20 protein-coding genes are annotated in these 23,303 nt (G+C 34.5%); all 20 read left to right on the top strand.

What is annotated here, in order from left to right:
* Window positions 1-61 precede the first annotated feature (61 nt).
* The 20 genes from G6O70_RS11155 (at window position 62) to G6O70_RS11060 (ending at window position 23,288) form a co-directional block, all read left to right on the top strand.
* Window positions 62-1,444 (top strand): glycoside hydrolase family 1 protein, encoded by a 1,383-nt coding sequence (locus G6O70_RS11155; RefSeq protein WP_057869206.1) that lies wholly within the window; start codon window positions 62-64, stop codon window positions 1,442-1,444.
* Entirely contained in the window at window positions 1,444-2,877 is a 1,434-nt protein-coding gene (locus tag G6O70_RS11150; protein ID WP_057869205.1) for a PTS sugar transporter subunit IIC, read from the top strand. Before G6O70_RS11155 ends, G6O70_RS11150 begins: the two co-directional genes overlap by 1 nt.
* Before the next feature lie 22 nt (window positions 2,878-2,899).
* Window positions 2,900-3,223: a PTS sugar transporter subunit IIB gene (locus G6O70_RS11145; RefSeq protein WP_057869248.1), complete on the top strand. Its 324-nt coding sequence runs from the start codon at window positions 2,900-2,902 to the stop codon at window positions 3,221-3,223.
* Between the two features lies 1 nt (window position 3,224).
* The gene (locus G6O70_RS11140) at window positions 3,225-3,545 is read left to right on the top strand and encodes a PTS lactose/cellobiose transporter subunit IIA (RefSeq protein WP_057869204.1); all 321 of its coding nucleotides are present in this window, start codon (window positions 3,225-3,227) and stop codon (window positions 3,543-3,545) included.
* A gap of 84 nt (window positions 3,546-3,629) precedes the next feature.
* Complete coding sequence (locus G6O70_RS11135; RefSeq protein WP_057869203.1) at window positions 3,630-5,060, top strand: 6-phospho-beta-glucosidase; 1,431 nt, start codon at window positions 3,630-3,632, stop codon at window positions 5,058-5,060.
* A gap of 125 nt (window positions 5,061-5,185) precedes the next feature.
* On the top strand, window positions 5,186-5,908 hold the full coding sequence (locus tag G6O70_RS11130; protein ID WP_057869247.1) for a GntR family transcriptional regulator: 723 nt from the start codon (window positions 5,186-5,188) through the stop codon (window positions 5,906-5,908).
* Between the two features lie 264 nt (window positions 5,909-6,172).
* On the top strand, window positions 6,173-7,921 hold the full coding sequence (locus G6O70_RS11125) for an ABC transporter ATP-binding protein (protein WP_057869202.1): 1,749 nt from the start codon (window positions 6,173-6,175) through the stop codon (window positions 7,919-7,921).
* Between the two features lie 6 nt (window positions 7,922-7,927).
* Window positions 7,928-9,718: an ABC transporter ATP-binding protein gene (locus G6O70_RS11120; protein ID WP_057869201.1), complete on the top strand. Its 1,791-nt coding sequence runs from the start codon at window positions 7,928-7,930 to the stop codon at window positions 9,716-9,718.
* A gap of 431 nt (window positions 9,719-10,149) precedes the next feature.
* On the top strand, window positions 10,150-11,898 hold the full coding sequence (locus tag G6O70_RS11115) for a thiamine pyrophosphate-dependent enzyme (protein WP_057869200.1): 1,749 nt from the start codon (window positions 10,150-10,152) through the stop codon (window positions 11,896-11,898).
* Between the two features lie 28 nt (window positions 11,899-11,926).
* Window positions 11,927-12,136 carry a hypothetical protein gene (locus G6O70_RS11110; RefSeq protein ID WP_057869199.1) on the top strand — a complete coding sequence of 70 codons (210 nt, stop codon included), beginning with the start codon at window positions 11,927-11,929 and terminating at the stop codon, window positions 12,134-12,136.
* Window positions 12,137-12,416: 280 nt separating this feature from the next.
* Window positions 12,417-13,190: a gamma-glutamyl-gamma-aminobutyrate hydrolase family protein gene (locus G6O70_RS11105; RefSeq protein ID WP_057869198.1), complete on the top strand. Its 774-nt coding sequence runs from the start codon at window positions 12,417-12,419 to the stop codon at window positions 13,188-13,190.
* A 265-nt stretch (window positions 13,191-13,455) separates the two neighbouring features.
* The gene (locus G6O70_RS11100) at window positions 13,456-14,355 is read left to right on the top strand and encodes a Gfo/Idh/MocA family protein (protein ID WP_057869197.1); all 900 of its coding nucleotides are present in this window, start codon (window positions 13,456-13,458) and stop codon (window positions 14,353-14,355) included.
* Window positions 14,356-14,370: 15 nt separating this feature from the next.
* On the top strand, window positions 14,371-16,209 hold the full coding sequence (locus G6O70_RS11095) for a DUF2207 domain-containing protein (protein ID WP_157047948.1): 1,839 nt from the start codon (window positions 14,371-14,373) through the stop codon (window positions 16,207-16,209).
* Between the two features lie 81 nt (window positions 16,210-16,290).
* Complete coding sequence (locus tag G6O70_RS11090; protein WP_057869196.1) at window positions 16,291-16,707, top strand: GtrA family protein; 417 nt, start codon at window positions 16,291-16,293, stop codon at window positions 16,705-16,707.
* 470 nt (window positions 16,708-17,177) lie between these two features.
* Entirely contained in the window at window positions 17,178-18,821 is a 1,644-nt protein-coding gene (locus tag G6O70_RS11085) for a M20/M25/M40 family metallo-hydrolase (protein WP_057869195.1), read from the top strand.
* Window positions 18,822-18,835: 14 nt separating this feature from the next.
* On the top strand, window positions 18,836-19,675 hold the full coding sequence (locus G6O70_RS11080; protein ID WP_057869194.1) for a dimethylarginine dimethylaminohydrolase family protein: 840 nt from the start codon (window positions 18,836-18,838) through the stop codon (window positions 19,673-19,675).
* A gap of 18 nt (window positions 19,676-19,693) precedes the next feature.
* Window positions 19,694-20,524, top strand: a complete 831-nt coding sequence (locus G6O70_RS11075; protein ID WP_057869193.1) for a transporter substrate-binding domain-containing protein — start codon at window positions 19,694-19,696, stop codon at window positions 20,522-20,524.
* A 23-nt stretch (window positions 20,525-20,547) separates the two neighbouring features.
* A complete protein-coding gene (locus G6O70_RS11070; RefSeq protein ID WP_057869192.1) occupies window positions 20,548-21,234 on the top strand; it encodes an amino acid ABC transporter permease in 687 nt (228 codons plus the stop codon).
* An 11-nt stretch (window positions 21,235-21,245) separates the two neighbouring features.
* A complete protein-coding gene (locus G6O70_RS11065) occupies window positions 21,246-21,986 on the top strand; it encodes an amino acid ABC transporter ATP-binding protein (RefSeq protein WP_083481893.1) in 741 nt (246 codons plus the stop codon).
* Window positions 21,987-22,007: 21 nt separating this feature from the next.
* Window positions 22,008-23,288 carry an aspartate aminotransferase family protein gene (locus G6O70_RS11060; RefSeq protein WP_057869191.1) on the top strand — a complete coding sequence of 427 codons (1,281 nt, stop codon included), beginning with the start codon at window positions 22,008-22,010 and terminating at the stop codon, window positions 23,286-23,288.
* The last annotated feature ends 15 nt before the right edge of the window (window positions 23,289-23,303 follow it).

The following is a 23,303-nucleotide window of genomic DNA, read 5'->3' as shown; positions in this document are numbered from 1 at the left end:
TTATACTGTAGTTGTTCATATGAATGTAAACGCTTAATTTGGTTTAAGGAGATGATTAAGATTGCAGGATGAAAGAAAGATGCCAGCAGATTTCTTTTGGGGTAATTCGGTTTCAAGTATGCAAACTGAAGGAGCTTGGAATATTGGTGGCAAGGGTAAGTCGGTCTATGATGTACGAGAAGCAACTGCTAATTCCAGTGATTGGAAGGTTGCGATTGATGAATATCATCGATATGAAGAAGATCTTGACTTGATGAAAGAGATGCACTTCAACATGTATCGTATCCAAGTATCATGGTCTAGATGTAATCCAACAGGTGATGGTGAGTTTAGCAGCGAAGGATTTGCTTTTTATGACAGATTAATTGATGCAATGTTAGCAAGAAAAATCACACCAATGATATGTTTATATCATTTTGATATGCCGTTGAATCTGGCAAAAAAAGAGAATGGGTTCTTATCCCGCAAAACACAGCATGCTTTTGTACGGTTTGCAAAGAAAGTGATTGATTATTTTGCTGATAGAGTAAAATATTGGATAACATTTAACGAACATAATCTTTACTTTCAAGAGGAAGTATTTAACATTTCGGGATATTTAACGGGTGAGAAGACAGTGGCAGAAATGTACCAGATTTTTCATCACACAATGGTGGCACATGCAGAAATTGATGAATACTTGCATGCTAACTATCCAAAACTATTATTAGGTGGAATGTTAGCATACGAGGAAATTTATCCAGCTACAGCGAAACCAAATGATATTTTTGCAGCTAGAACAATCCAAGAATTTATGAACAATAATTTATACGATGCATTTGCAACGGGTCATTATTCTAATGAGGTCATGCATTTTATTGAGAAACATAAAATTAATAGTGATTTCTTACCTGAAGATATGAATGTTATTTCAAAAATGCATGCTGATTTTTTGGCATTCAGCTATTATCGGACAGATGTAGTAAATGCGGACAAGATCCCGAAATGTACGCCACCAAATAACTATCTTGCGTTTGGAGTTGAAAGTAATCGCTTTCTAGAAACGAACGAGTGGAACTGGACTATTGATCCACTTGGATTTAGGAATGTCATAACGAAGATATATAACAGGTATCATTTACCTGTCTTTCCTATAGAAAACGGAATTGGTTTACGTGAGCATTGGGATGGAGTAAATCAAATAGAAGATGATGTCAGGATTAAATATCATCATGACCATATTAAAGCAATGAAAGATTCTATTTTTATTGATGGAGCAAAAGTTTTAGGATATCTTGGTTGGGGATTGATAGACATCCCTAGTTCACATGGTGATATGGAGAAACGCTATGGAGCTGTATATGTAGATCGAACAAATCATGATTTAAAAGAATTAAAACGAATACCGAAAAAATCATTTAACTGGTTTAAGTCAATTCTTGAAAAAAATGGAGATGAATTATAATGACAAAAAAAGGATTTGGGGATTTTATAAATAATAAATTATTACCTCCAATAATGAAATTCGTTAATACAAAACCTATTACAGCATTAAAAGACGGAATGGTTTATGCATTACCTTTCATTATTATTGGGTCAATTTTCTTGATTTTATCAAACATTCCGATACCTGCTGTTGCAAGTGCCTTAAAAGCGTCAGGGTGGTCAGCATTCTTTAACCAAGCATATACGACTTCATTTGGTCTGATTTCAGTTTGGGCATCTATAGGAATTGCATATGTGTATGTAAGGAATGAAGGATATGAAGCATTGCCAGCGGGATTAACTTCACTATCATCATTTTTATTATTGCAATTTTTACAAGTCGATAACCCATTAGTCGGTGCCGCGGGTAAGACAGGATCAGGTATTACAGATGCTGCAGGTAACGTAATCTACTCTGGAGTTAAGTTGAGTGAACAAATAGACAAATTACCACATGTCGTTCAAACATATTTGACTTCTCCTATAACAGGTGTCGTCAACATTACTTGGCTAGGCGGACAGGGAATGATTGCTGCAATTATTATTGGTATTCTTGTTGGATGGTCATATTCTGCAATGATGCGGGCTGGTTGGAAAATTACGTTGCCTGAACAAGTTCCCGCAAATGTTGCTAATCAATTTACTGCAATGATTCCAGCAGGGGTAATTCTCACTGTTTCAATGTTAATATATGCATTCTTCAAGGGCGTTATGAGCACAGATATTTTGCAATTGATTTACAAGATGTTACAAGCTCCGTTGCAAGGACTTACAGATTCACTTGGTGGTGCATTAATCATCGCGTTCTTGGTGCCATTTTTCTGGTTCTTTGGGGTACACGGAGGCTTGATTATGGGAGCGATTACAAGTGGCTTGCTGATTCCAAACACATTTGATAATGCAAATTTGTATCAACATAATCAACTTTCATTAGCAAATGGAGCACACATTGTTACTAACGAATTTTATAACAACTTTATTAATTTAACAGGATCGGGTATTACGATTGGTCTAGTAGTATTCACATTATATGCTGCAAAATCTGTACAGATGAAATCAATTGGAAAGATTGAATTTATTCCGGCCTTATTCAACATTAATGAACCATTCTTGTTTGGATTACCACTTGTTATGAATCCATTCTTAGCAATTCCGTTCTTCTTGACACCTGTAATTGTCGCCTTAACCACTTATTTAGTCATATATTTTGGAATTGTACCTCCATTGAATGGAGTTGCTGCTCCTTGGACAACACCGCCTATTATTTCAGGTTTCTTAATTGGAGGATGGAAGATGGCAATCTGGCAAGCAATAGTCCTTGCGATGTCAACTGGTATTTATTTCCCATTTGCTAAGAAATACGATAATTATCTACTAGCACAAGAACAAGAGAAAACCGCAAAAGGTGAATAAGAAAGAAAAGGAAGATGATAGTATGGTAGAAAAAACAATTATGCTTGCATGCTCAGCTGGAATGTCAACATCACTACTTGTATCTAAGATGCAGGCTGCAGCAAAAGAAGAAGGCAAAAATTATGAAATTTTCGCAAAATCAACTGCAGATATTGATCAAGAATTTAGAAAGAAAACTCCAGATGTGCTGTTACTTGGACCACAAGTTGCTTATATGAGAGCTACTGTACAAAAAAAGGCAGATGAAGCTGGGGTTCCAATGGATGTAATCAATATGTCTGATTATGGAATGATGAATGGTGCGAATGTTTTGAAATTTGCTGAAGAATTGATGGCGAGGGGATAAGATGAATACAGATAATATGGAAGTAATCATGGGACTTATAATGGAAGGGGGCAATGCAAAAGGATTTGCCGTAGAGGCCATCAGAGCTGCGAAGCAAAATGATTTCAGCGCAGCAAAAAATTTTTTAGATAAGTCAAATGAGTCACTCAGCAAAGCACATAATGTGCAGACAAATATGTTAACGAAGGAAGCGCAAGGACAACCTAATGAAGTGAACTTATATATGGTTCATGCACAAGATCATTTGATGACTGCGATTACATTCAGGGATCTAGCACAAGAAATTGTAGAATTATATGAAAAAATAGTTGAAAAAAACTAAGTAGTTGCAAAAAAGGAATGACGGCGTGTTGCGGTTGCGACGGACATTCCTTTTTAGTACAGAGGAGAAAAGGAGAGATTTTTGATGAGTATATTTAAAGATGATTTTTTGTGGGGTGGTGCAGTTGCAGCCCATCAACTTGAAGGAGGATGGCAAGCTGGCGGCAAAGGAATATCGGTAGCGGATATTATGACTGCTGGTTCGGTAAGCGAAAAACGCACGATTACTGCAGGAATTTTGGCGGATAAAAATTATCCAAATCATGAAGCAATTGATTTTTATCACAACTATAAGAATGATATTAAGCTTTTTGCAGAAATGGGTTTTAAATGTTTTAGGACTTCGATTGCTTGGACGAGAATTTTCCCAAAAGGTGATGAAGAAGAACCAAATGAAGAGGGACTAAAGTTTTATGACGATCTATTTGATGAGTGTTTGAAATACAATATTGAACCAATTGTGACTTTATCGCATTTTGAATTACCCGATCACTTAGTTGAGAAATATGATGGTTGGCGCAATCGAAAAATGATAAATTTTTTTGTGAACTTTGCTGACGTATGTTTTGAACGCTATCAAAACAAGGTAAAGTATTGGATGACTTTCAATGAAATTAACAACCAAACTGGATATAACAATGAATTTTGTTTATTCACGAATTCAGGAATAAAGGTTAAAGATGGTGAAAATGCTGAGAAAGCGATGTATCAGGCTGCTCACTATGAACTGGTAGCTAGTGCAATTGCAGTTCAACATGCACGATTAATTAGTAAGAAACTACAGATTGGATGCATGCTTGCAATGGTGCCACTGTATCCACTAGATTCAAAGCCCGCCAATATTATGATGGCCGAAAAAGCAATGCAGAAAAGATATTGGTTCGCAGATGTGCATGTTACTGGAGAATATCCAAGTTTTATGCGGGCTTTCTTGAATAAAAAAGGATATATTTCTGATATTACGCAGGAAGATTTGATTAATTTAAAAAAAGGAACGGTTGATTATCTTGGCTTTAGTTATTATATGTCCAAGACAGTTAAGGCTACTGAGGATAACCCAGAATATGAATATGACGATTATAAAAATGATGTTCAGAATCCATTTTTAGAGGCGTCAGAGTGGGGATGGTCAGTTGATCCAGAAGGCTTAAGATATGGAATGAACTGGTTTAATGATCGTTTCCATCTTCCTCAATTTATTGTTGAGAATGGTTTTGGTTCAAGAGATGTAATAGAAGATGGGAAAATCCACGATGATTATAGAATTAGTTATCTAAGACAACACATAATTGAAATGAAAAAAGCAGTTCAAGAAGATGGAATTGACTTATTAGGATATACTCCTTGGTCTGCAATAGATATTGTTTCTGCAGGCACGGGACAAATGGAGAAAAGATACGGATTTATTTATGTGGATAAGGATGATGAGGGAAAAGGAACTCTTATGCGGTTACGCAAGGATTCATTTTATTGGTATCAAAGAGTAATTGAATCTAATGGACAAAAATTAGATTGATGAATTTAGACCTTTGCATTTTAGTTATTCTTAACATATTATTATCGTAGGGCACTGAGTTAATTGATAACTGTTTTAAATAATGCGGGTCTAAATCAGAGTGAACGGGAATGGTCTTAAGTATGGTGACAAAAGCAAAATATCTAGTGATTGCAGCAGAAATAAGAAAAAGAATCTTAGAAGGCACCTATCCAGCGCGTGAGTTAATGCCTGATCAAAATACTCTTGCTGAAGAATTTAATGTGAGTCGTATGACGGTAAAAAAGGCACTGGATAGATTAGCTAGTTCTGGCTTAATATATAAGCAATCAGGTCTAGGAACTTTTGTATTAGGGAATATCCCTATCAAAGCAGCCGGAGATTCACCAGCAAATGCTTTTGATGGAATGACAGAGCAACAAGGTGCAGAAAAGGTTGAGAGTAAGATTATCAGTTTTGATGTCAAGTTTCCATCAGAGGATATTCAAAAAAAGTTAGATATTCCTAAAGACTGCCCCGTTTATGAAATCATTAGGCTAAGAATACTTGAAGGTGATCCGTTAATTCTGGAACATACTTTTATGCCTGTTAATCTAGTCCCAGGGTTAAATGAAGAAGTACTAAAAACTTCAATTTATGGCTATTTGCATAAAGAGCTAAAACTTAAGTTTGGTGGTGCATATCGAAAAATTAGAGCTGGACTACCTGATGAATATGATAAGAAATACCTAAATGCAAAAGACACAGATCCGATGTTGGAGTTTGAAGAAATAGTTTGGTTGAATAATGGCAAAAATATTGAATATGCAACAAGTCGTAATCGTTATGACAAAAGAAGTTATACGGTTTTAGATGTGAATGATTTCTAGTTTATTAAATTAAGTGGAAGGTTGGGTCAAAAGTTAAATTTTGATTCAGCTTTTTTATTATTGATTCGGTATAAAAGGATGATAAGGAAAATAGTTTTAAATTCAATTTGTCTGAAAAACTTGTTGATTATAAGATTGGAGGGTATTATTGGTGATATTGCAAAAAAATAGTTTTGCATAAAGAAGTGAGGCATAAAAGTCGATAAAAATTAACTTTTAGCCTACTTTCTGTGGATATAATTCTTGAAGGGGATGTACAAAAACATGGGGATTTTTCTGAAACTGTCGTGGTTTTTTAAAGAACAAAAGAAATCTTATTTATTGGGGATATTCTATCTATTGTTGGTCGCTGTGCTGAATATTATCCCACCAAGAATAATTGGTAATATGGTAGATAGTATTCAGGGACATCAATTGACAGTCCAAAAATTAATTTTCTTCTTAACTGCACTAACATTGGTGGGAATTGGACAATATATATTCAGATATTTTTGGCGAAGATATATTTGGGGGAGTTCCGCCTTACTTGAAAGAACAATTAGAACAAGACTGGTAACTCATTTTACAGCAATGGACGAGACTTTCTATCAAAAGTATCGAATTGGAGATTTGATGGCGCATGCTACAAACGACATCACGGCTGTTCAGCAAGTTGCAGGTATCGGCATTTTGACATTTGCAGATTCAATCATCACGGGTATCTCAACGATTATTGCCATGATGTTTTTTGTTAATTGGCGCTTAACACTGATTGCAATTGTTCCGTTACCTTTGTTGGCAATACTATCAAGAATACTTGGCAATATAATTCATAGTGCATATGATAGAGCACAGGCAGAATTTTCAAGTATTAATAATAAAACCCAAGAAAGTATTCTAGGAATTAAAGTTATCAAAGCACTTGGACAAGAAAAAGAAGATATCGCTGATTTTGATGCTCATGTAAAAGAAGTGATTAAGGCTAATCGGAGAGCGAATTTCTTGGATTCACTTTTTGATCCAGTTACAAGTTTAATAATTGGATTGGCATACGTAGCAACCATAATACTTGGAGGATATTTTGTAATTAACAATACAATCTCAATTGGACAATTAATCTCTTTTATTTCTTACATTGGAATTTTGATATGGCCAATGTTTGCAATTGGGCGTTTATTTAACATCATTGAATTGGGCAGTGCGAGTTACGATCGGATTCAATTATTACTCGCTGAGAGAAGTAAGATTACGGAGGCCTTTAATCCGGTTACAAAAGCACCTCACGGCGATGTGAAGTATGAAATTGATGAATTTAAATATCCAGATTCAAATGAATTAGCTTTACAACAAATTAAATTTAGCATAAAAAGTGGACACGTTTTTGGAATTGTTGGGAAAACAGGAGCTGGCAAATCAACTATTTTAAAACTTTTTTTACGTCAATTTGATGACTACAAGGGAAGTATTCAAGTAAATAACATCGATATTAAAGAGTACAAGTTAGACACATATTTACCTTCGATTGGCTATGTTCCACAAAATAGCATTCTTTTTTCAACGACTATCTTCGAGAATATCAGATTTGCAAAACCTGATGCTAGTATTGCAGAAGTTGAGAACGCAGCGTTTATTGCTGATTTACATGATGATATCCTAAAATTACCGGATGGCTATCAAACACAAGTTGGTGAACAGGGAATTTCTCTTTCAGGAGGTCAAAAGCAACGTTTGGCGATTGCAAGGGCTTTAGTACTGAATCCTGAAGTACTAATCTTGGATGATTCATTGTCTGCAGTTGACGCTAAGACTGAGGATCATATTCTTAAACGAGTAAAGAAACTTCGAACAGATAAAACAACAATAATAGTTGCGAGTCGCTTGAGTAGTGTAATGAATGCGCAAGAAATAATAGTAGTTAAAGATGGTAGGATTACTCAACGCGGAACACATAAGAATTTAATTAATAAAAAAGGCTGGTACGAGCAGACCTACAAGATGCAACAGGTTGAACAGCAAATGGAGGGGAGGAAGTAATCACTGATGGAAAAAAAGTCAGAATGGGCAAAAACTATGAGTTTGAAAGAACAGTTTACAGTTTTGAAACGATTGCTGCCGTTTGCAATAGAGTTTAAATGGCAATTTGTTACGGCTATCGTATTTGCTGGAATATTAAGTGTAGTCAACATATTGCTGCCAAAATTATTACAATATTACATGGATCATTTTCTTACTAATAAGAACGCGACTTTGAATATAATGTTCTTTTTTGCTGGCCTCTACTTTTTAGGAACTATCATTAAGGCAGTTACGCAGTTTATTCAAAATTTCTGCTATTCCATGGGATCAGAACGAACACTTGAATTAATTAGAGTTAGGTTGTTTGAAAAACTGCATCATTTGGGGATGCATTATTTTGATCAGGTACCAGCAGGCTCAATTGTTTCTAGGGTTACTAATGATACTAAGACATTATTTGATTTTTGGGTGCTTTTCTTAACTTTAATTGTAACTTTTTTTTCGAGTGCTTCAGCTTTTGTGGCGATGTACTTTACAAATATGAAGTTAGCACTCATCATTTTGTTGTTTTTACCGATTGTGATTTTAGTAATCATATATTATCAGCTGTATAGTTCAAAAATTTATCGGCAGATGAGAGAGTATTTAAGTGAAATTAATGCGAAGTTAAGTGAAAACCTATTAGGAATGGGTGTTATTCAACAATTTAGACAGGAAGAGAGAATCTTAAGAGAATTTGAGGAAACAAATGAAGATTATCTCAAGATGAGATTAGCAATGATTAAAGTAAACTCTTTATTACTCAATCCTGTAATAACGCTTTTGTTTATCTTTTCTGAAGTTATTGCATTAGGTGGTTTTGGAATAAATGGAACTACAAATTTTGTGCAGGCAGGTGTAATATATGCTTTCTTGTCATATTTACAAAGCTTCTTTAATCCAATGTCTGATGTAATGAATTCATTGACCGTCTTTCAAGATGGGATGGTAGCTGGAAGTCGTATTTTGCGAATTATGGATGATTCGACTTTGGCACCAATTCAAGATGAGAGTGCGGATAGTCAAATTACTAATGGAAAAATCGAATTCAAAAATGTTACTTTTGCTTACGAACAAGGAAAAGATGTTTTGAAAGACATCAATTTTAAAGTTGAACCAGGTCAAACAATAGCTTTAGTTGGACACACAGGGAGTGGTAAAAGTTCAACGATTAATATTTTAATGAGGTTTTACGAGTTTGCTAAAGGTAAGGTCGAAATTGATGGTACAGATATTCGGAAGTTCAGCACAAAGGAATTGCGACAAAAGATAGGGCTGGTATTACAAGATTCGTTTTTATTTTATGGCGATATTGCATCCAATATCAGAATGTTTGATGCGAATGTTTCTGATGAACAGATTAAGAAAGCCGCAGAATTCGTACATGCTAATCAATTTATAGAAAAGTTACCAAAAAAATATCATACGAGAGTAATAGAACGTGGAGCAACATATTCGGCAGGGGAGAAACAACTATTATCTTTTGCAAGAACCATTGTTAGAAATCCGAAAATTTTGATATTGGATGAAGCAACTGCAAATATTGATACGCAAACCGAATTATTAATCCAAGAAGGCCTTAAGAAGATGAGGAATGGCAGAACAACGATTGTTATTGCTCACAGGTTATCAACAATTCGTGATGCTGATCAGATTTTAGTTTTAGATGACGGAAGAATTACTGAGAGTGGGACGCATGATGAACTTCTAGCAAAACATGGAAAATACTACGAGATGTATCAGTTGCAAACTGCACAAAATTTATTGAATAACTAAAAAAGTAACAAGATTTGATAAACAGTTAATGCTTGAACGTAAAGTAAATTATTATAATTTAAATATATTTTCAAGTTCATAAATATATTAAATACCATATAATGATTCTAGTTTTGTAATTATATGATGAAATTCCAAGAAGGGCCTAGGTCAAAAACAAATTTTGATCTAGGCCTGTTTTTTGTTGAAAATAAAGGCTTTTCATGAGTTAAAATGCATTGCATAACTTTGAATTTCTACTAGCAAACATTTCACTATGCTAGTAATTTTGAGCTATTATTCAAATTTATTCTGCCATATATTACGCTCTTTTCTTTTATTTTAAAAAAATGCAAATTTACTATTGCAAAGTTATTATAAAAGAGCTAAAGTGTACATGTGATAAAAAAAGTAACAAATATAAAAAGGAAATCACTTTGGAGGAAATAATTATGACAAAAATAACAGCAGGACAAGCTCTAGCAAAAGTATTGATTGATTGGGATATTGATCATATTTATGGAATCACTGCAGATTCAATTAATAATACGGTTGATGGTTTTTATAAAGAAAAAGAAAAATTAAATTATATTCAAGTTAGACATGAAGAGATAGGAGCATTAGCAGCTGCAGCAGATGCCAAACTAACTGGGAAAATAGGAGTTAGTTTTGGCTCGGCTGGACCTGGAGCAGTTCACTTGTTGAATGGTTTATATGATGCAAAAATGGATCATGTTCCTGTTTTAGCAATTGTTGGGCAATCTGCAACAGGCGTTATGAATACAAACTTTTTCCAAGAAATGAATCAAGATCCAATGTTTGTGGATGTTGCTGAATTTCATAAGCAAGTTGTTAGTGCAGAGCAGATACCATATGTTGTTGATGAAGCAATTCGTTCTGCATATGCAACAAAATCAGTTTCTGTTGTCATTATTCCAGATGACTTATCAGGTCAGGAGATTGAATTTAATGGCTTCAAAACAAAACCATTGAAGGCAATTACAAATCAAGTAGTTCCAAAACAAGAAGATGTCACAGCTGTATTAGATGCATTAAAAGAAGCTAAAAATCCAATTTTGTGGGTTGGCAAAGGTGCTTATGGGGCACGTAAAGAAGTTGTAGCAATCTCAGAGAAATTTGGATTACCAGTTTTGTCAACAGCTCCAGCAACAGGTGTAATGCCAACGGATCACAAGAACTTTATGGGATCATGGGGACGTTTAGGTACAAAACCAGCTTTTGAAGCCGGCTTAATGAGTGATTTAGTACTCTTTGTTGGAACTAATTTTCCATTTGCAAGATACTTGCCAGAAACAGCTAAGTTCATTCAGGTAAATAATAATTTAGCTGATTTAGGTAAACAAAGAGATGCAGACATTACAGTTTTAGCAGATGCTAAATTATTTTTTGCAGAGTTATTGAAATCAGATTTCTCAGGTGATGAAAGTGCCTTTCTTAAGGCTTCACAAATTAACAAACAGAATTGGGATAAATGGTTAAATGAGCTTGCTTCTGATGATAAGGAAGGCTTGAGTGCAGAAGGTGTCATACGTGCGATTAAAGAAAACTCAAGTGACGATGCGGTCTTTGGTCTTGATGTCGGTAATAATACTGAATGGGCAATTCGCCAACTTCCATTTGATAAGCAGCAAAGGTTCTCAATGTCAGCATGGTATGGCACAATGGGCTTTGGTTTACCAGCAGGTTTGGCAGGCAAACTTAGTTATCCAGACCGTGAAGTTTGGACGATTTCAGGAGATGGTGGCTATGCAATGGTAATGCCAGATTTATTGACGGAAGTTAAGTACAATTTGCCAGTTATTAATGTAGTTCTTGAGAATAAAGCATTTGGATTTATTCAACATGAAAAACTGATGGCAAATCAAGCACTTTATGGGATTAACTTATTAGGAGCTGACTGGGCTCATATGGCAGAAGATATGGGTGCGATTGGGTTTACAGTTACGAATCTTGCTGAGTTGAATGATACTATGAAGAAAATTAGTGAATTACAGGCAGAGGGGAATACCAAGCCAATTGTGATTGATGCCAAAATTAAGAATGTCGATCCAATTGATACTAGTTTTGTGACGGTTGATGAGAATATCTTTGGTAAAGATATGGTTGCGGGATACAGAAAACAATATAATATTAGTGAAACATCACAACCTGCACTATCAAGTATTTTAAAACAAATCTAAAACTAATAATTGAAAAAAGGTGTTTATAATGTTAATTATCAAATATGTTAATCAAGGAATCACTGAAGAAATAAAGTATGATTTGACTGCTCAATTTGTTGCTCGTCAGCAACTTGAAGTACCTGATTTACAAGATTATTACCCGCTTGTTGAAGTAACATTGGATGGAAAGCCCGTTAAAGATTTTACAGGGACAACAATCGTTGATTTATTTAACTATTATAATGTCCTTGGTTGATTAGAAGTTAAAACAGCTATAGGTAATGTGCTGTGAGATTTGTATTCTTTAATTAAAGATAGTATATGTGAAATTGTTAGATGAAGCTGAGCCAGAACTAAATTTTGGCTTGGCTTTTTTAGTTATTCTTAAAAGAGTTTCAAGAGTCAGAACTTTTTATGCTTTAGTAATTGTGTGAAAAAAGTCTGTCTTTATAGTAATAATTGATAGTTGTAATTAAATTAATTTATTACTATGATATGATAAACGATAATTGCTTATAGAAAGGTCGGTACCATTTATGAAACCAATTATTGGAATTCCTAGTGATCAATTAATCGAAACAAATCCACGGATGCCAGGAGACTACCCCGCATATGCACCACACGATGTAAAAGAAGTGATTTATGCAGCAGGTGGAATCCCAGTCATTTTACCCTTTCCTGAGAGTTTTAGTGACGTTGAAGATTCTATTCAAGATATAATTGCAATGATTGATGGGCTAATGCTTCCAGGTGGACCAGATGTCAATCCATTATTTTTTGGTGAAGAGCCTATTCCAGAAATTGGAATGACTATTGGAATGGAAGACAGATTTGAAATTGCATTAATAAAAGAAGCGGTAAAGGTTGGAAAACCAATATTGGGAATTTGTCGAGGAATTCAGGTTTTGAATGTTGCATTAGGAGGAACACTCTATCAAGATTTGGGAGCACAAAATCCAAGTGTAAAAATTCAACATGCACAGGCAACATTAGGTCACTTCAAAACACATCATGTTAAGATTGAGGAAAATTCACAATTATTTAATTTATTAGGTGGGAGTTCCGTAGTGAATTCAAGACACCACCAAGCAATTAAACAAATTGCAGATAGTTTGATAGTAACCGCTACTTCACCTGATGGAATTGTTGAGGCAGTTGAATCTGAACGGAGTAATCAAATACTTGCTGTTCAATGGCATCCAGAGAATTTATGGCAAAATGATAAAGTACAATTCAAGTTGTTTACAGATTTTGTGACACGTGCAGCTAAAAAAACAAATGAAATACAACATGCTAGGATAAAAAAGTAAATTATAACGTGTTCTAAATGTGACATAAGTCAGAATAATTAGCGAGGCTAGGTCAAAATTTAACTTTTGGCACGGTCTCGTTTTTTATATGCAAGAGGGCAGTGATGCTGAAAAAGTAAGCCTTGTTTCACATTTTTGCAGTCATTCTGCTCAACAATTCAAAAACTTTTTGTTTAACTTTCAATTACTCGTGGCAAGATAATTGATAAGTATGATAGGCTTTAAGTATAGGATAGTAAGGTAGTTTTTGAAGGGGGTCGGATTAATGAAAATTGGAGTTATAGGACTGGGTAATATTGCACAAAAGGCGTATTTGCCCACATATTCAAAAATAAGAGATCAGGCTGATTTTATTTTTGCAACACGAAATGAAGCGGTTCGCAAGAGACTTGTAGAGCAGTATAATTTGACACGAATGGTTAAGACTGTTGATGAACTTATTGCGCAAAATATTGATGCTTGCTTTATTCATAGTGCTACAGTTGCTCATTATGAGATTGCTAAGATGTGTTTAGAAAATGGAATTCATGTTTTCATGGATAAACCAGCTAGCGAAAACCTGAATCAGGTTAAAGAATTGCAAAGTCTGGCATTGAGGCAGTCAAAAATATTAATGATTGGATTCAATAGAAGATTTGCACCAATGGTTAATAAATTAAAAGAAGTTAAAGGCAAAAGAATTATTTCATTGCAAAAAAACAGAATCAATACAGTTAATGAGACAAAGTTTATGATTTATGATGTTTTTATTCACCTTATTGATACAGCTGTTTATATGCTTGATGATAAGATTATTAAAAGCGATAGTAAGGTAATTCAAACTAATGGTAAGCTGGAGATGATAACTGTTAGATTGGAGACCAACAAATCCATTGTTAATCTAACAATGGATTTAAATAGTGGAGCTAATCAAGAATTGTATGAAGTAACAAGTAGTACAGGGACTTATGTATTGAAAGATCTTAAACAGTTGAAGATCTATCACGAAAACAATATAGAGATGCACTCTTTTAATGACTGGGATAATCCACTCTATATTAGAGGATTTGAGCAAATGGTAATCAATTTTATAAAGTCTGTTAGGGCGACAACATCAGATGATTTGAGACAGAAAAATGTTTATTTGAGTCACCAACTTTGTGATGAGATAATAAATAAAATATAGCAATAATAGATATATTTGGGGGAGATTCTACTGGAAACACAAAAGAGCAATAAAAAAGTATGTGAGAAATTACTGATAGTAACTTTGTTTTTTATTGTTGGAATTATAACGGGGATCACTAAAGCTAATGCTGATAGTTATGATATAACAAACTATGATGTAAATGCTACGGTTCAACAAAATGGTAGTGTTTGGTTAACGCAAAAGATAAAGTATGATTTCGATGGTTCATTTCATGGAGTTTACTACAATCAGGATATTAATGGAATTGGAAGCGCCTCTGACGTAAGTGTGGAAACCATTGAAAATGGAAATGTAAAAAAAATTCCGTTATCCGATAAGAAGGTTAATAACACCTTTTCTCAGACACAGTCAGAAAAACAATTAAAATTAAAAGTTTATCATAACGTAGAAGATAAAGAAGTGACATTTGTTTACCGCTATTTACTGCACGGCGTAGTTAAAAATTATGAGGACACAGCAGAATTAAATTGGAAGATAATTGGAACTCATTGGGATGTGGCACTTAATAATGTCAAAATAAATATTGTGTTACCTCAAAAAAGCATTACACAGCTACAAGCTTGGACACACGGTGAATTAAGTGGGAATACGATAGTGAGTAAGAAACAAGGAAATGTAAAAATATCTTTGAAAAGAAATCCCGCCAATACTTTTGTCGAGAGTCATATTGTTTTTCCAACAAGTGTAACTCCATTAAATCAAAATACCAGCAATCAAAAAGTATTAAAAACCATTCAAAAGCAAGAAAAGAAATTAGCTCTTGAGGCAAATGAAGCAAGGAAACGCGAAGAACGTAATAAATCTTTTTCTAAGAAAATTATGGTTTTTCTTACAGTTATCTTAATTATTTTATGGTTTATTTGGAGATACAGGAATCCTGGACACAAAATGAAAAAAATGCCACCAATTGTACATTCGTATGATATTCCAAGTACTTCAGCTGAAGTTACACAAGTTATATATAAGAATAAGAAGCCTGATGCTACAGCTTTTAGTTCATTTATACTGGATCTAGCAAGTCGTCACCAGGTTGAAATATCAGAGTCAGATAAAAAGAAGAAAGATTTTAATGTTATTTTGAAGGATACTACTTTAATTCGTGACTATAGTATTTTCAGAGTATTATTTAATACAGTTGGAGATGGAAATAAATTCACGTTATCCGAATTGAAGAAATTTGGGAAAAAGAAAAAAGAAGGAGACCAGCTATTTTCTGCATATTCTCTGTGGCAAACAAATGTTTTAGCTAATGCAGAAAAGGTAGGATTTAAGGACGATAAGAATATAAGTTTACGGAAAAAAACTCTGGCATGGGTAATTACAGTTACAATACTAGCTGTTTCAACTTTATTTTTATTAGCAAGTAATATTGTTGCCTTTAGTTCTTTACAGGTGTTCTATGCCATCTTTGTATATTCTGGCATTCGTTATTATCGGGTACGCTCACCTTATTCTGAACGCGGACAGGAAATGAAATATCAGATTATGTGTTTTAGAAAAATGCTTGATGATATTGGGAATTTCGATATGAAAAAGGTTGGTGACTTAGTATTATGGGAACAGATTTTGCCCTATGCAGTTTCATTAGGATTAGCAAGTAAGGTAATTGCAGCCTTGAAAGTTAATTTTGATACAGCTGAATTAACTACGATGGGTGTTTACTATCCAATTCTGATTGGTGGAAATTGGAATTTTAATGATACATTAACAACAAGTTTAGGATCTGCGATTACGAATTACAATAGTAGTTCTTCTGGTGGTAGTTCTGGTGGCTTTAGTGGAGGGTCTTCCGGCGGGTTTGGTGGCGGATCTGGTGGCGGAGCTTTCTAGCATAAATAAGTCTGGGTTGATCAGGGTTTCTGTAGTACAATTACACAAGTGTTATTAATCCATTTTTAGTCGAGGTTTATTATGAATAAGTTAATTGAACTTTTTGAAAAGTATAAACAGGTTATTGCCTATCTTTTTTGGGGCGGAACAACAACCGTAATCAATATTGGGATATTTGAAATTTGGAACTTACAAGGATTGAACTATCAAGTCGGGAATGTAATTGCGTGGTTTGTTTCAGTGGCTGTGGCATACATTTCCAATAAATTATGGGTCTTTAAGACACCATTTGGTAGTTTTAAAGAATCAATGCATGAGTCGGGGTCGTTTTTTTTCTACAGATCAGTAACATTATTGATGGATATTGTGATTACATGGATTGGAATTACATTGTTAGGCTGGAACACTCTTTTGGTCAAGATAATTGATAATGTTATTGTAGTTGTTGCTAATTATTTCTTTAGCAAATGGTATATTTTTAAAAAGACGATTCAATAATTTTTACTGCTAAACGTAAGATAAGAATATTTGAAAGCTATGACGAATTTATGTCATGGCTTTTTTTAGTCGAGGTAGGAATTTTTAATTTAGAAGTCCTTTTGATATGATGACTTAACAATTAAAAATGATTTTAACTTGAAAATAGGGTAAACACTGAATGTTATTTTTTTTATTCATTAGAAAATGAATAGAAAAAATAAGAGTTGATAAACTTAAGAATATAATCATGTTTTATTTATAAAGAAAAGAAAAAAGTAAAAATACTTATTATTATAAAGCCAAAAGAAAACGATACCATTTTCATGAATGCTTATTTAATAGTATTTGTAGGACGAGAAAAAGATTGAAAACGCATAAAAAATTTTTTTTCAAATAGTTAAGTATTAAAAAAAATGATGTGATGTTTGTTGACGTGATTAAATATATAAATTATAATTCGATTAAATTAAGAGAATGAAGTGATTAAAATGAATTCGGTATTTAATTTAGAAACCGTCACAAACGAAGAACAGAGAATAGAGTTGTTGACACGAGAACTAGTTGCTACAAAAAGTGTCAATGGAACAAAAGGTGAAGTAGATTTGGTGGAGAAGCTCGAAAAAATTTTGAGAAGCTTTACAGTTTTCAAAGAACATCCTCAGTGGGTTTGGACCCAAAAAATTGATGGTGACCTTTTAGGAAGAAAAAATATTTTTGCTTTTTTAGGCAAAGAAGGGACTCATAAAACAGTTTTGTATCATTCTCATTTTGATACCGTTGGTTTGGACGACTTTGGATCAATCAAGGAAAAGGCTTTGGATCCAGATTACCTCGAACAATATTTTACGAATTATGATAGTGATCGTGAAATTCAAAATGATGCAAGTTCAGGGGATTGGCTTTTTGGTAGAGGCGCATTAGATATGAAGAGCGGCGATGCTGTAAATATAGCTAACTTACTGTATTTCAGTGAACATCCAAAACTTCAAAAAGGCAATTTGTTGTTTATGGGCAATTGTGTTGAGGAAAATGATCATAGTGGAGTAATTGCTGCTTTGGATGAATTGAAGAGACTACAAGAAGAGTGGCATTTACAATACAGTGTGGCTATCAATACAGATTTTATTAGTCCAAAATATGCCGGAGACACACAAAAATATATTTATTATGGGGCTGCTGGCAAAACACTGACTTGTTTTTACATTAAAGGCATCGAGACACATGTCGGAAATACTTATGCAGGAATTGATTCAACATTAATTGCCAGCCGGATTAACGTGTTAATTAATAACAATCCTGCTTTTGTTGAAGATATCCCAGGAGAAGAAATTCTGCCTTCTTCTTGCCTCATGTTACGTGATCAAAAAGATTTCTATAATGTTCAAACTGCCAAAGTGACTGAGATGTATTTTAATACGTTTACCTATAAGAAACCTGTTTTTGAGATTATTGAACAGTTAAAAGAGGCAGTCAAGTTAGATTGTGAGCAATTGGTTGTTGAAACAAGGCAGCGAGAAAATAAATTCCTCAGTAAATTGAACTTTCCAGCAGGTGATAATTCACCAGAACTTAATGTATATAGTTTCGAGGAATATCTTAAGCATTTAGCTGAACTAGGAATCGATTATCAGAAACTTATTAATAATTTTATTAGTGATAATGGTGAATTAGACAAGCGTTCTGCTGGTTTCAAGCTAATTGATTACCTTGATCAGCAGATTAATGACAATGAAGCTAAGGTTATTTTATTTTTAGCACCACCGTTTTGTCCCCATAATAGTATTACAAAAGATTCCAAAGTATATCAGAATCTAGAAGAAACATTAGATGAAAATGATGCACATATTGATTTTACAATGAAACAATTCTTCCCATATCTTTCTGATAGCAGCTACTTAATGATGGATGAGAGTCCACAGGAGGTAGAGAAAATGAAGAATATTTTCCCATTGGCAGATCAGCTGTATCCTTTACCATATGATAAAATGCGAGAATTAAATATTCCAGCAGTTGATATTGGTGTTTATGGTAAAGGGGCACACACTTGGAAAGAAAGGGTGTATAAACCTTATTCGTTTGTGATACTCCCTAAATTAATTAGAAATTATACTCAAAAAATTTGGAAAAATTAAGGAGAGGAAAAATTATGTTTGTAAGAAATGGAACATCGGTCTTAAAGAAGGTTTTAACCTGTCCTCCTACTTTTTTGGATGAAGCTGCACCAATTAATGAGATTTCCAAAAAGTATCAAGATCAACCTTTAGATAAAGAAAAGTTATTGGATGAATATCAGCAATTGCTAGATGCATATGCAAAAGCAGGTGTACAAGTAGAACAGTTGACACCGCAAGAGAGTATGACGAATTCGGTTTTTGCAAGAGACTTTGGTGGGTGTGTCAAGGAAGGGTATATATTAGGAAATTTCAAGGAACCCTTACGCTATGCTGAACATTCAGCATATGAAGAAAAAATGAAAGAATTGGGAATCCCCAAACTTTTAGAAGTAAAAAATGGCCTTTTTGAAGGTGGGGATTTTGCCTTCTTGAGAGAAAATATAATTGCAGTTGGAATAATTGAGAGAACTAATCTGGAAGGTTTCAATGAATTGAAAGCCGGGCTGGAGCCGCTGGGGTATCAGGTATATCCAGTTCCTGCTGATTCACGTTATTTGCATCTAGATATGTGTTTCAATTTAGTTGATGATAACTTAGCTGTTGCCTATGAGGATGGATTACCAACTGAATTTAAGCAATTACTGCAAGAACTTGCGATTGAAATCATTAAGGTTCCTGAAGAAGCAATCTTCCAGCATGGGTGTAACCTAGAGAGCTTGGGTAATCACAGAGTTTTGTCGTTGAAGCAAAATAAGGATGTAAACGATGCATTACGCGAACATGGGATGGATGTAATTGAATTAGATATTACTGAAACTCTAAAAGCAGGCGGTGGACCCCACTGCATGACATTCCCACTAGATCGTATATAAAAATTGGAGGGGCTTATTATGAAAAAGGAAATTAAAAAAGGATTAGGGATTATTGGAGCAATAATTGCTCTAGGATTGATATTGGCAGGATGTAGCAGTAGTACGAGCTCTGACAATAGTGTCAAAAAGATTCAAGATAAGGGCACTCTAGTTGTCGGAACATCTGCTGATTATGCACCGTTTGAATTTCCAATCGTAAAAAATGGAAAAAAACAAATTGTTGGATATGATATGATGCTTGCTCAAAAAATTGCAGATAATCTAGGAGTGAAGCTTAAAATCGAGAATACAGAGTTTCCTTCGTTAATTTCTGAACTAAAGAGCAATAAAGTTGATTTGGTACTTGCAGGGATGGTTTCGACGAATGAAAGAAAGAAAGTTGTTGCATTTTCCAAGTCATATTACACAGTTAAGAATGTCTTATTGGTCCAAAAGAAAGATGCAAATAGCTTTAATACAGTAGCCTCTGTTAAGGGAAAACAAATTGGTGCACAGCAAACAACGACACAAGAAACAATCGCTAAGAACCAATTAAAGGGCAGCAATGTTGTCACAGAAGGGGTTTTAACGGGTTTAACAACAGAACTCCTACAAGGAAAATTAGATGGTGTTGTTGTTGAAAATGAAATTGCAGATAACTACTTGAAGCAGTTCCCAGGTAAATATGCCATTGCAAAAGTTACTCTAAATACACCGAAGGAACAAAGATCAGTCAATGTTGCGGCAAGAAAGAATGACAAAGAATTAGTAAAACGTGTCAATAAGGTAATTACTAAGTTACAAAAGAATGGTGAAATGACAAAAATGTTTAAACAGGCACAGGAATTACAATCTAAATATGGTAAATAGATAAATAATAAAGGGTGAAGACAATGTTCGATTTTTTAAAGCAGTACTATCCCGTGTTTTTTGAAGGAACTGCACAAACAATTTTGATTTCAATAATCGGTATAGTTATCGGAATCCTTTTGGGTCTGGTTTTTGTAATGTTCCGGCTATCAAAGATTAAGGTACTTTCTTATATTGCACGTGTTTATATTGCAATTGTTCGTGGAACACCGGCAATGATTCAAGTTATGTTGATTTACTACACTCTTTCTAATGTGTTAGCTGTACCACAAATCCAGTTTTTAGGATCTGGCCTAGACAGAGTTATTCCGGGTTCAATTGCATTGGGAATAAATTCTGGAGCATATACTGCGGAGATTTTTCGTTCAGGGATTATTTCGATTTCTAAAGGTCAAACAGAAGCGGGAATATCATTAGGCTTAAGTGAACGAACTACAATGTTTTCAATTATCTTACCACAAGCGATTAGAAACATTTTACCTGCCTTAGGGAATGAATTTATCTCACTAGTCAAAGAATCTTCAGTATTATTTTATATTGGTGTTCAAGAAGTTACAGCACAGGCTCTTGGAGTAGGTGGGACCTTGTATAATTTTGTTCCTCCTTTAATTGTTGCAGCGACTATTTATTTTGTACTAACATTTGTTCTTTCACAGTTGATGCAATTGGTAGAAAGAAAAATGGGTAGCAAGTACACACAGAGTAATTAGGAGGACAACTGATGACAGAAGAAAATATTATTGAAGTGAAAAATTTAAAGAAGGCTTATGCAGATAATGTTGTTCTGGAGGATATTTCTTTTACGGTAAAAAAATCAGAAAAAGTTGTCTTGATTGGACCATCTGGTGGTGGAAAAAGTACATTATTGAGATGTTTAAATAGACTTGAAGGCGATTATTCCGGCAATGTTATCTTTGAAGGTGAAGAGTTAAATGGCGCTAGTAAAGATAAGTTACGTGTGCTTAGACAGAAAATGGGAATGGTTTTTCAACAATTCAATCTTTTTCCAAATAAAACTGTGCTTGAGAACATTACATTTGCCCCCATCAAATTAAAAGTGGATACGCCTAAGCAAGCAATTGAGCATGCACATTTATTATTGAAGCAGGTTGGATTATCTGAAAAGGCGGATGCTTATCCTCAATCGTTATCAGGTGGTCAACAACAACGTGTCGCGATTGCACGGGCGCTTGCCATGAATCCCGAAGTTATGTTATTTGACGAACCAACTTCGGCACTTGATCCTGAAGTTGTTGGAGAAGTGCTGAGTGTAATGGAGAAGTTGGCAGCTGATGGGATGACAATGATTATTGTTACGCATGAGATGTCCTTTGCACAAAATATTGCAGATAAGGTTTTGTTTATGGATAAGGGAAAGATTGCTGATAGTGGCAATCCAAAGTATATTTTTGAGGAAACTAAAAATACGCGGACGCAATCATTTTTATCTAAAGTGATGTAGTCTGTGAATGGAGTGGATAATGTGGCTAAGTCTTTATATGAACGTTCATTAGAAGTATTACCTCCTGTTGCAAAAAGGTCAACAAAACTAGGTGTAATAAAAGGTGAAGGAGTATATCTTACTTCTGAAGATGGTGAACAATATCTCGACTTTGCAGCTGGTGTAGGGGTGGTTAACTGTGGACATAATAACCCGACAATTGTTGCAGCTGTTGAAAAACAATTACATGAACTTGTACATGGTGGGCACAATGTTGTTTATTATCCATCGTACATTGAATTAGCTGAAAAATTGGTAAAACGAGTTGGGAAAGACTATAAAGTCTATTTTTCTAACAGCGGTGCTGAGGCAAATGAAGGGGCTGTAAAGCTAGCATTGAGTGTTACGAAAAGGAATGGAATAGTTGCGTTTACAAGTTCTTTTCATGGCAGGACACTGTTAACAGCCGCAATGACAGCTTCGAATGCGCAATATCGTAAGAACTATGAAGGTGTGTTACCTCCTGTCTATCATGTTGACTTTCCAGATGTTTATAACTCAAAGTTGAGCGCTGATGATGAAGTTGCAAGATGTATTGATCAATTAGAAGGACTCTTTCATCGTGTTTTGGCTCCCTCGCAAGTTGCCTGTATTGTTGTTGAACCGGTACAAGGAGAGGGCGGCTATCTTCCTGCTCCTAAAATATTCTTAGAAAAATTACGAGCAATTTGTGATAGGTATGGAATAATTTTGATTTTTGATGAGATTCAGAGTGGCTATGGGAGAACGGGTTACTTATTTGCGAAGGACTATTATGGAGTGCAACCTGATATATTGACTTCTGCAAAAGGAATTGCAAATGGAATTCCTTTAAGTGCAGTCATTGGAAAAGCTGAATATATGGATCAATGGGAACCAGGTGCGCATGGTGGAACATTTGGTGGCAATCCGCTTGCTTGTGCTGCGGGGTCAGCTGTTTTGGATATCATGAGTGACGATTTCCTGGGAAATGTACGTAAGAAGGGAACATATTTTAAAGAAAAATTAGAATTATTAGCACAGAAATACGATGTAATTAGTAACGTACGTGGCTTAGGACTAATGATAGGTGTAGAATTTAGAGATTCTAGGACTAATAAACCGGCAACTGAATTAGTTACAGAGATTAGAGAAGAGGCATTGAAGGAACACTTAATATTATTGAATTGCGGAGTATTCCATAATGTGATTCGTTTTATTCCACCGTTAATAGTTTCATATGATATTATTGACGAAGCATTAGAAGTGATTGACCGTAGTATTGCAAAAAGTATAGTTAAATAACGGAAGGGGTCACGA

Source organism: Liquorilactobacillus hordei DSM 19519, from assembly GCF_019443985.1.
Classification (GTDB): domain Bacteria; phylum Bacillota; class Bacilli; order Lactobacillales; family Lactobacillaceae; genus Liquorilactobacillus; species Liquorilactobacillus hordei.
The sequence above is the reverse complement of the archived record's forward strand: the minus strand, read 5'-3'. Positions and strand labels throughout refer to the sequence as shown.

Excerpts from the sequence above, each read along its gene's own strand:
- G6O70_RS11150 (WP_057869205.1), top strand. The coding sequence starts at position 1,444 with ATGACAAAAAAAGGATTTGGGGATTTTATAAATAATAAATTATTACCT.
- G6O70_RS11145 (WP_057869248.1), top strand. The coding sequence starts at position 2,900 with ATGGTAGAAAAAACAATTATGCTTGCATGCTCAGCTGGAATGTCAACA.
- G6O70_RS11140 (WP_057869204.1), top strand. The coding sequence starts at position 3,225 with ATGAATACAGATAATATGGAAGTAATCATGGGACTTATAATGGAAGGG.
- G6O70_RS11135 (WP_057869203.1), top strand. The coding sequence starts at position 3,630 with ATGAGTATATTTAAAGATGATTTTTTGTGGGGTGGTGCAGTTGCAGCC.
- G6O70_RS11125 (WP_057869202.1), top strand. The coding sequence starts at position 6,173 with ATGGGGATTTTTCTGAAACTGTCGTGGTTTTTTAAAGAACAAAAGAAA.
- G6O70_RS11120 (WP_057869201.1), top strand. The coding sequence starts at position 7,928 with ATGGAAAAAAAGTCAGAATGGGCAAAAACTATGAGTTTGAAAGAACAG.
- G6O70_RS11115 (WP_057869200.1), top strand. The coding sequence starts at position 10,150 with ATGACAAAAATAACAGCAGGACAAGCTCTAGCAAAAGTATTGATTGAT.
- G6O70_RS11110 (WP_057869199.1), top strand. The coding sequence starts at position 11,927 with ATGTTAATTATCAAATATGTTAATCAAGGAATCACTGAAGAAATAAAG.
- G6O70_RS11105 (WP_057869198.1), top strand. The coding sequence starts at position 12,417 with ATGAAACCAATTATTGGAATTCCTAGTGATCAATTAATCGAAACAAAT.
- G6O70_RS11100 (WP_057869197.1), top strand. The coding sequence starts at position 13,456 with ATGAAAATTGGAGTTATAGGACTGGGTAATATTGCACAAAAGGCGTAT.
- G6O70_RS11090 (WP_057869196.1), top strand. The coding sequence starts at position 16,291 with ATGAATAAGTTAATTGAACTTTTTGAAAAGTATAAACAGGTTATTGCC.
- G6O70_RS11085 (WP_057869195.1), top strand. The coding sequence starts at position 17,178 with ATGAATTCGGTATTTAATTTAGAAACCGTCACAAACGAAGAACAGAGA.
- G6O70_RS11080 (WP_057869194.1), top strand. The coding sequence starts at position 18,836 with ATGTTTGTAAGAAATGGAACATCGGTCTTAAAGAAGGTTTTAACCTGT.
- G6O70_RS11075 (WP_057869193.1), top strand. The coding sequence starts at position 19,694 with ATGAAAAAGGAAATTAAAAAAGGATTAGGGATTATTGGAGCAATAATT.
- G6O70_RS11070 (WP_057869192.1), top strand. The coding sequence starts at position 20,548 with ATGTTCGATTTTTTAAAGCAGTACTATCCCGTGTTTTTTGAAGGAACT.
- G6O70_RS11065 (WP_083481893.1), top strand. The coding sequence starts at position 21,246 with ATGACAGAAGAAAATATTATTGAAGTGAAAAATTTAAAGAAGGCTTAT.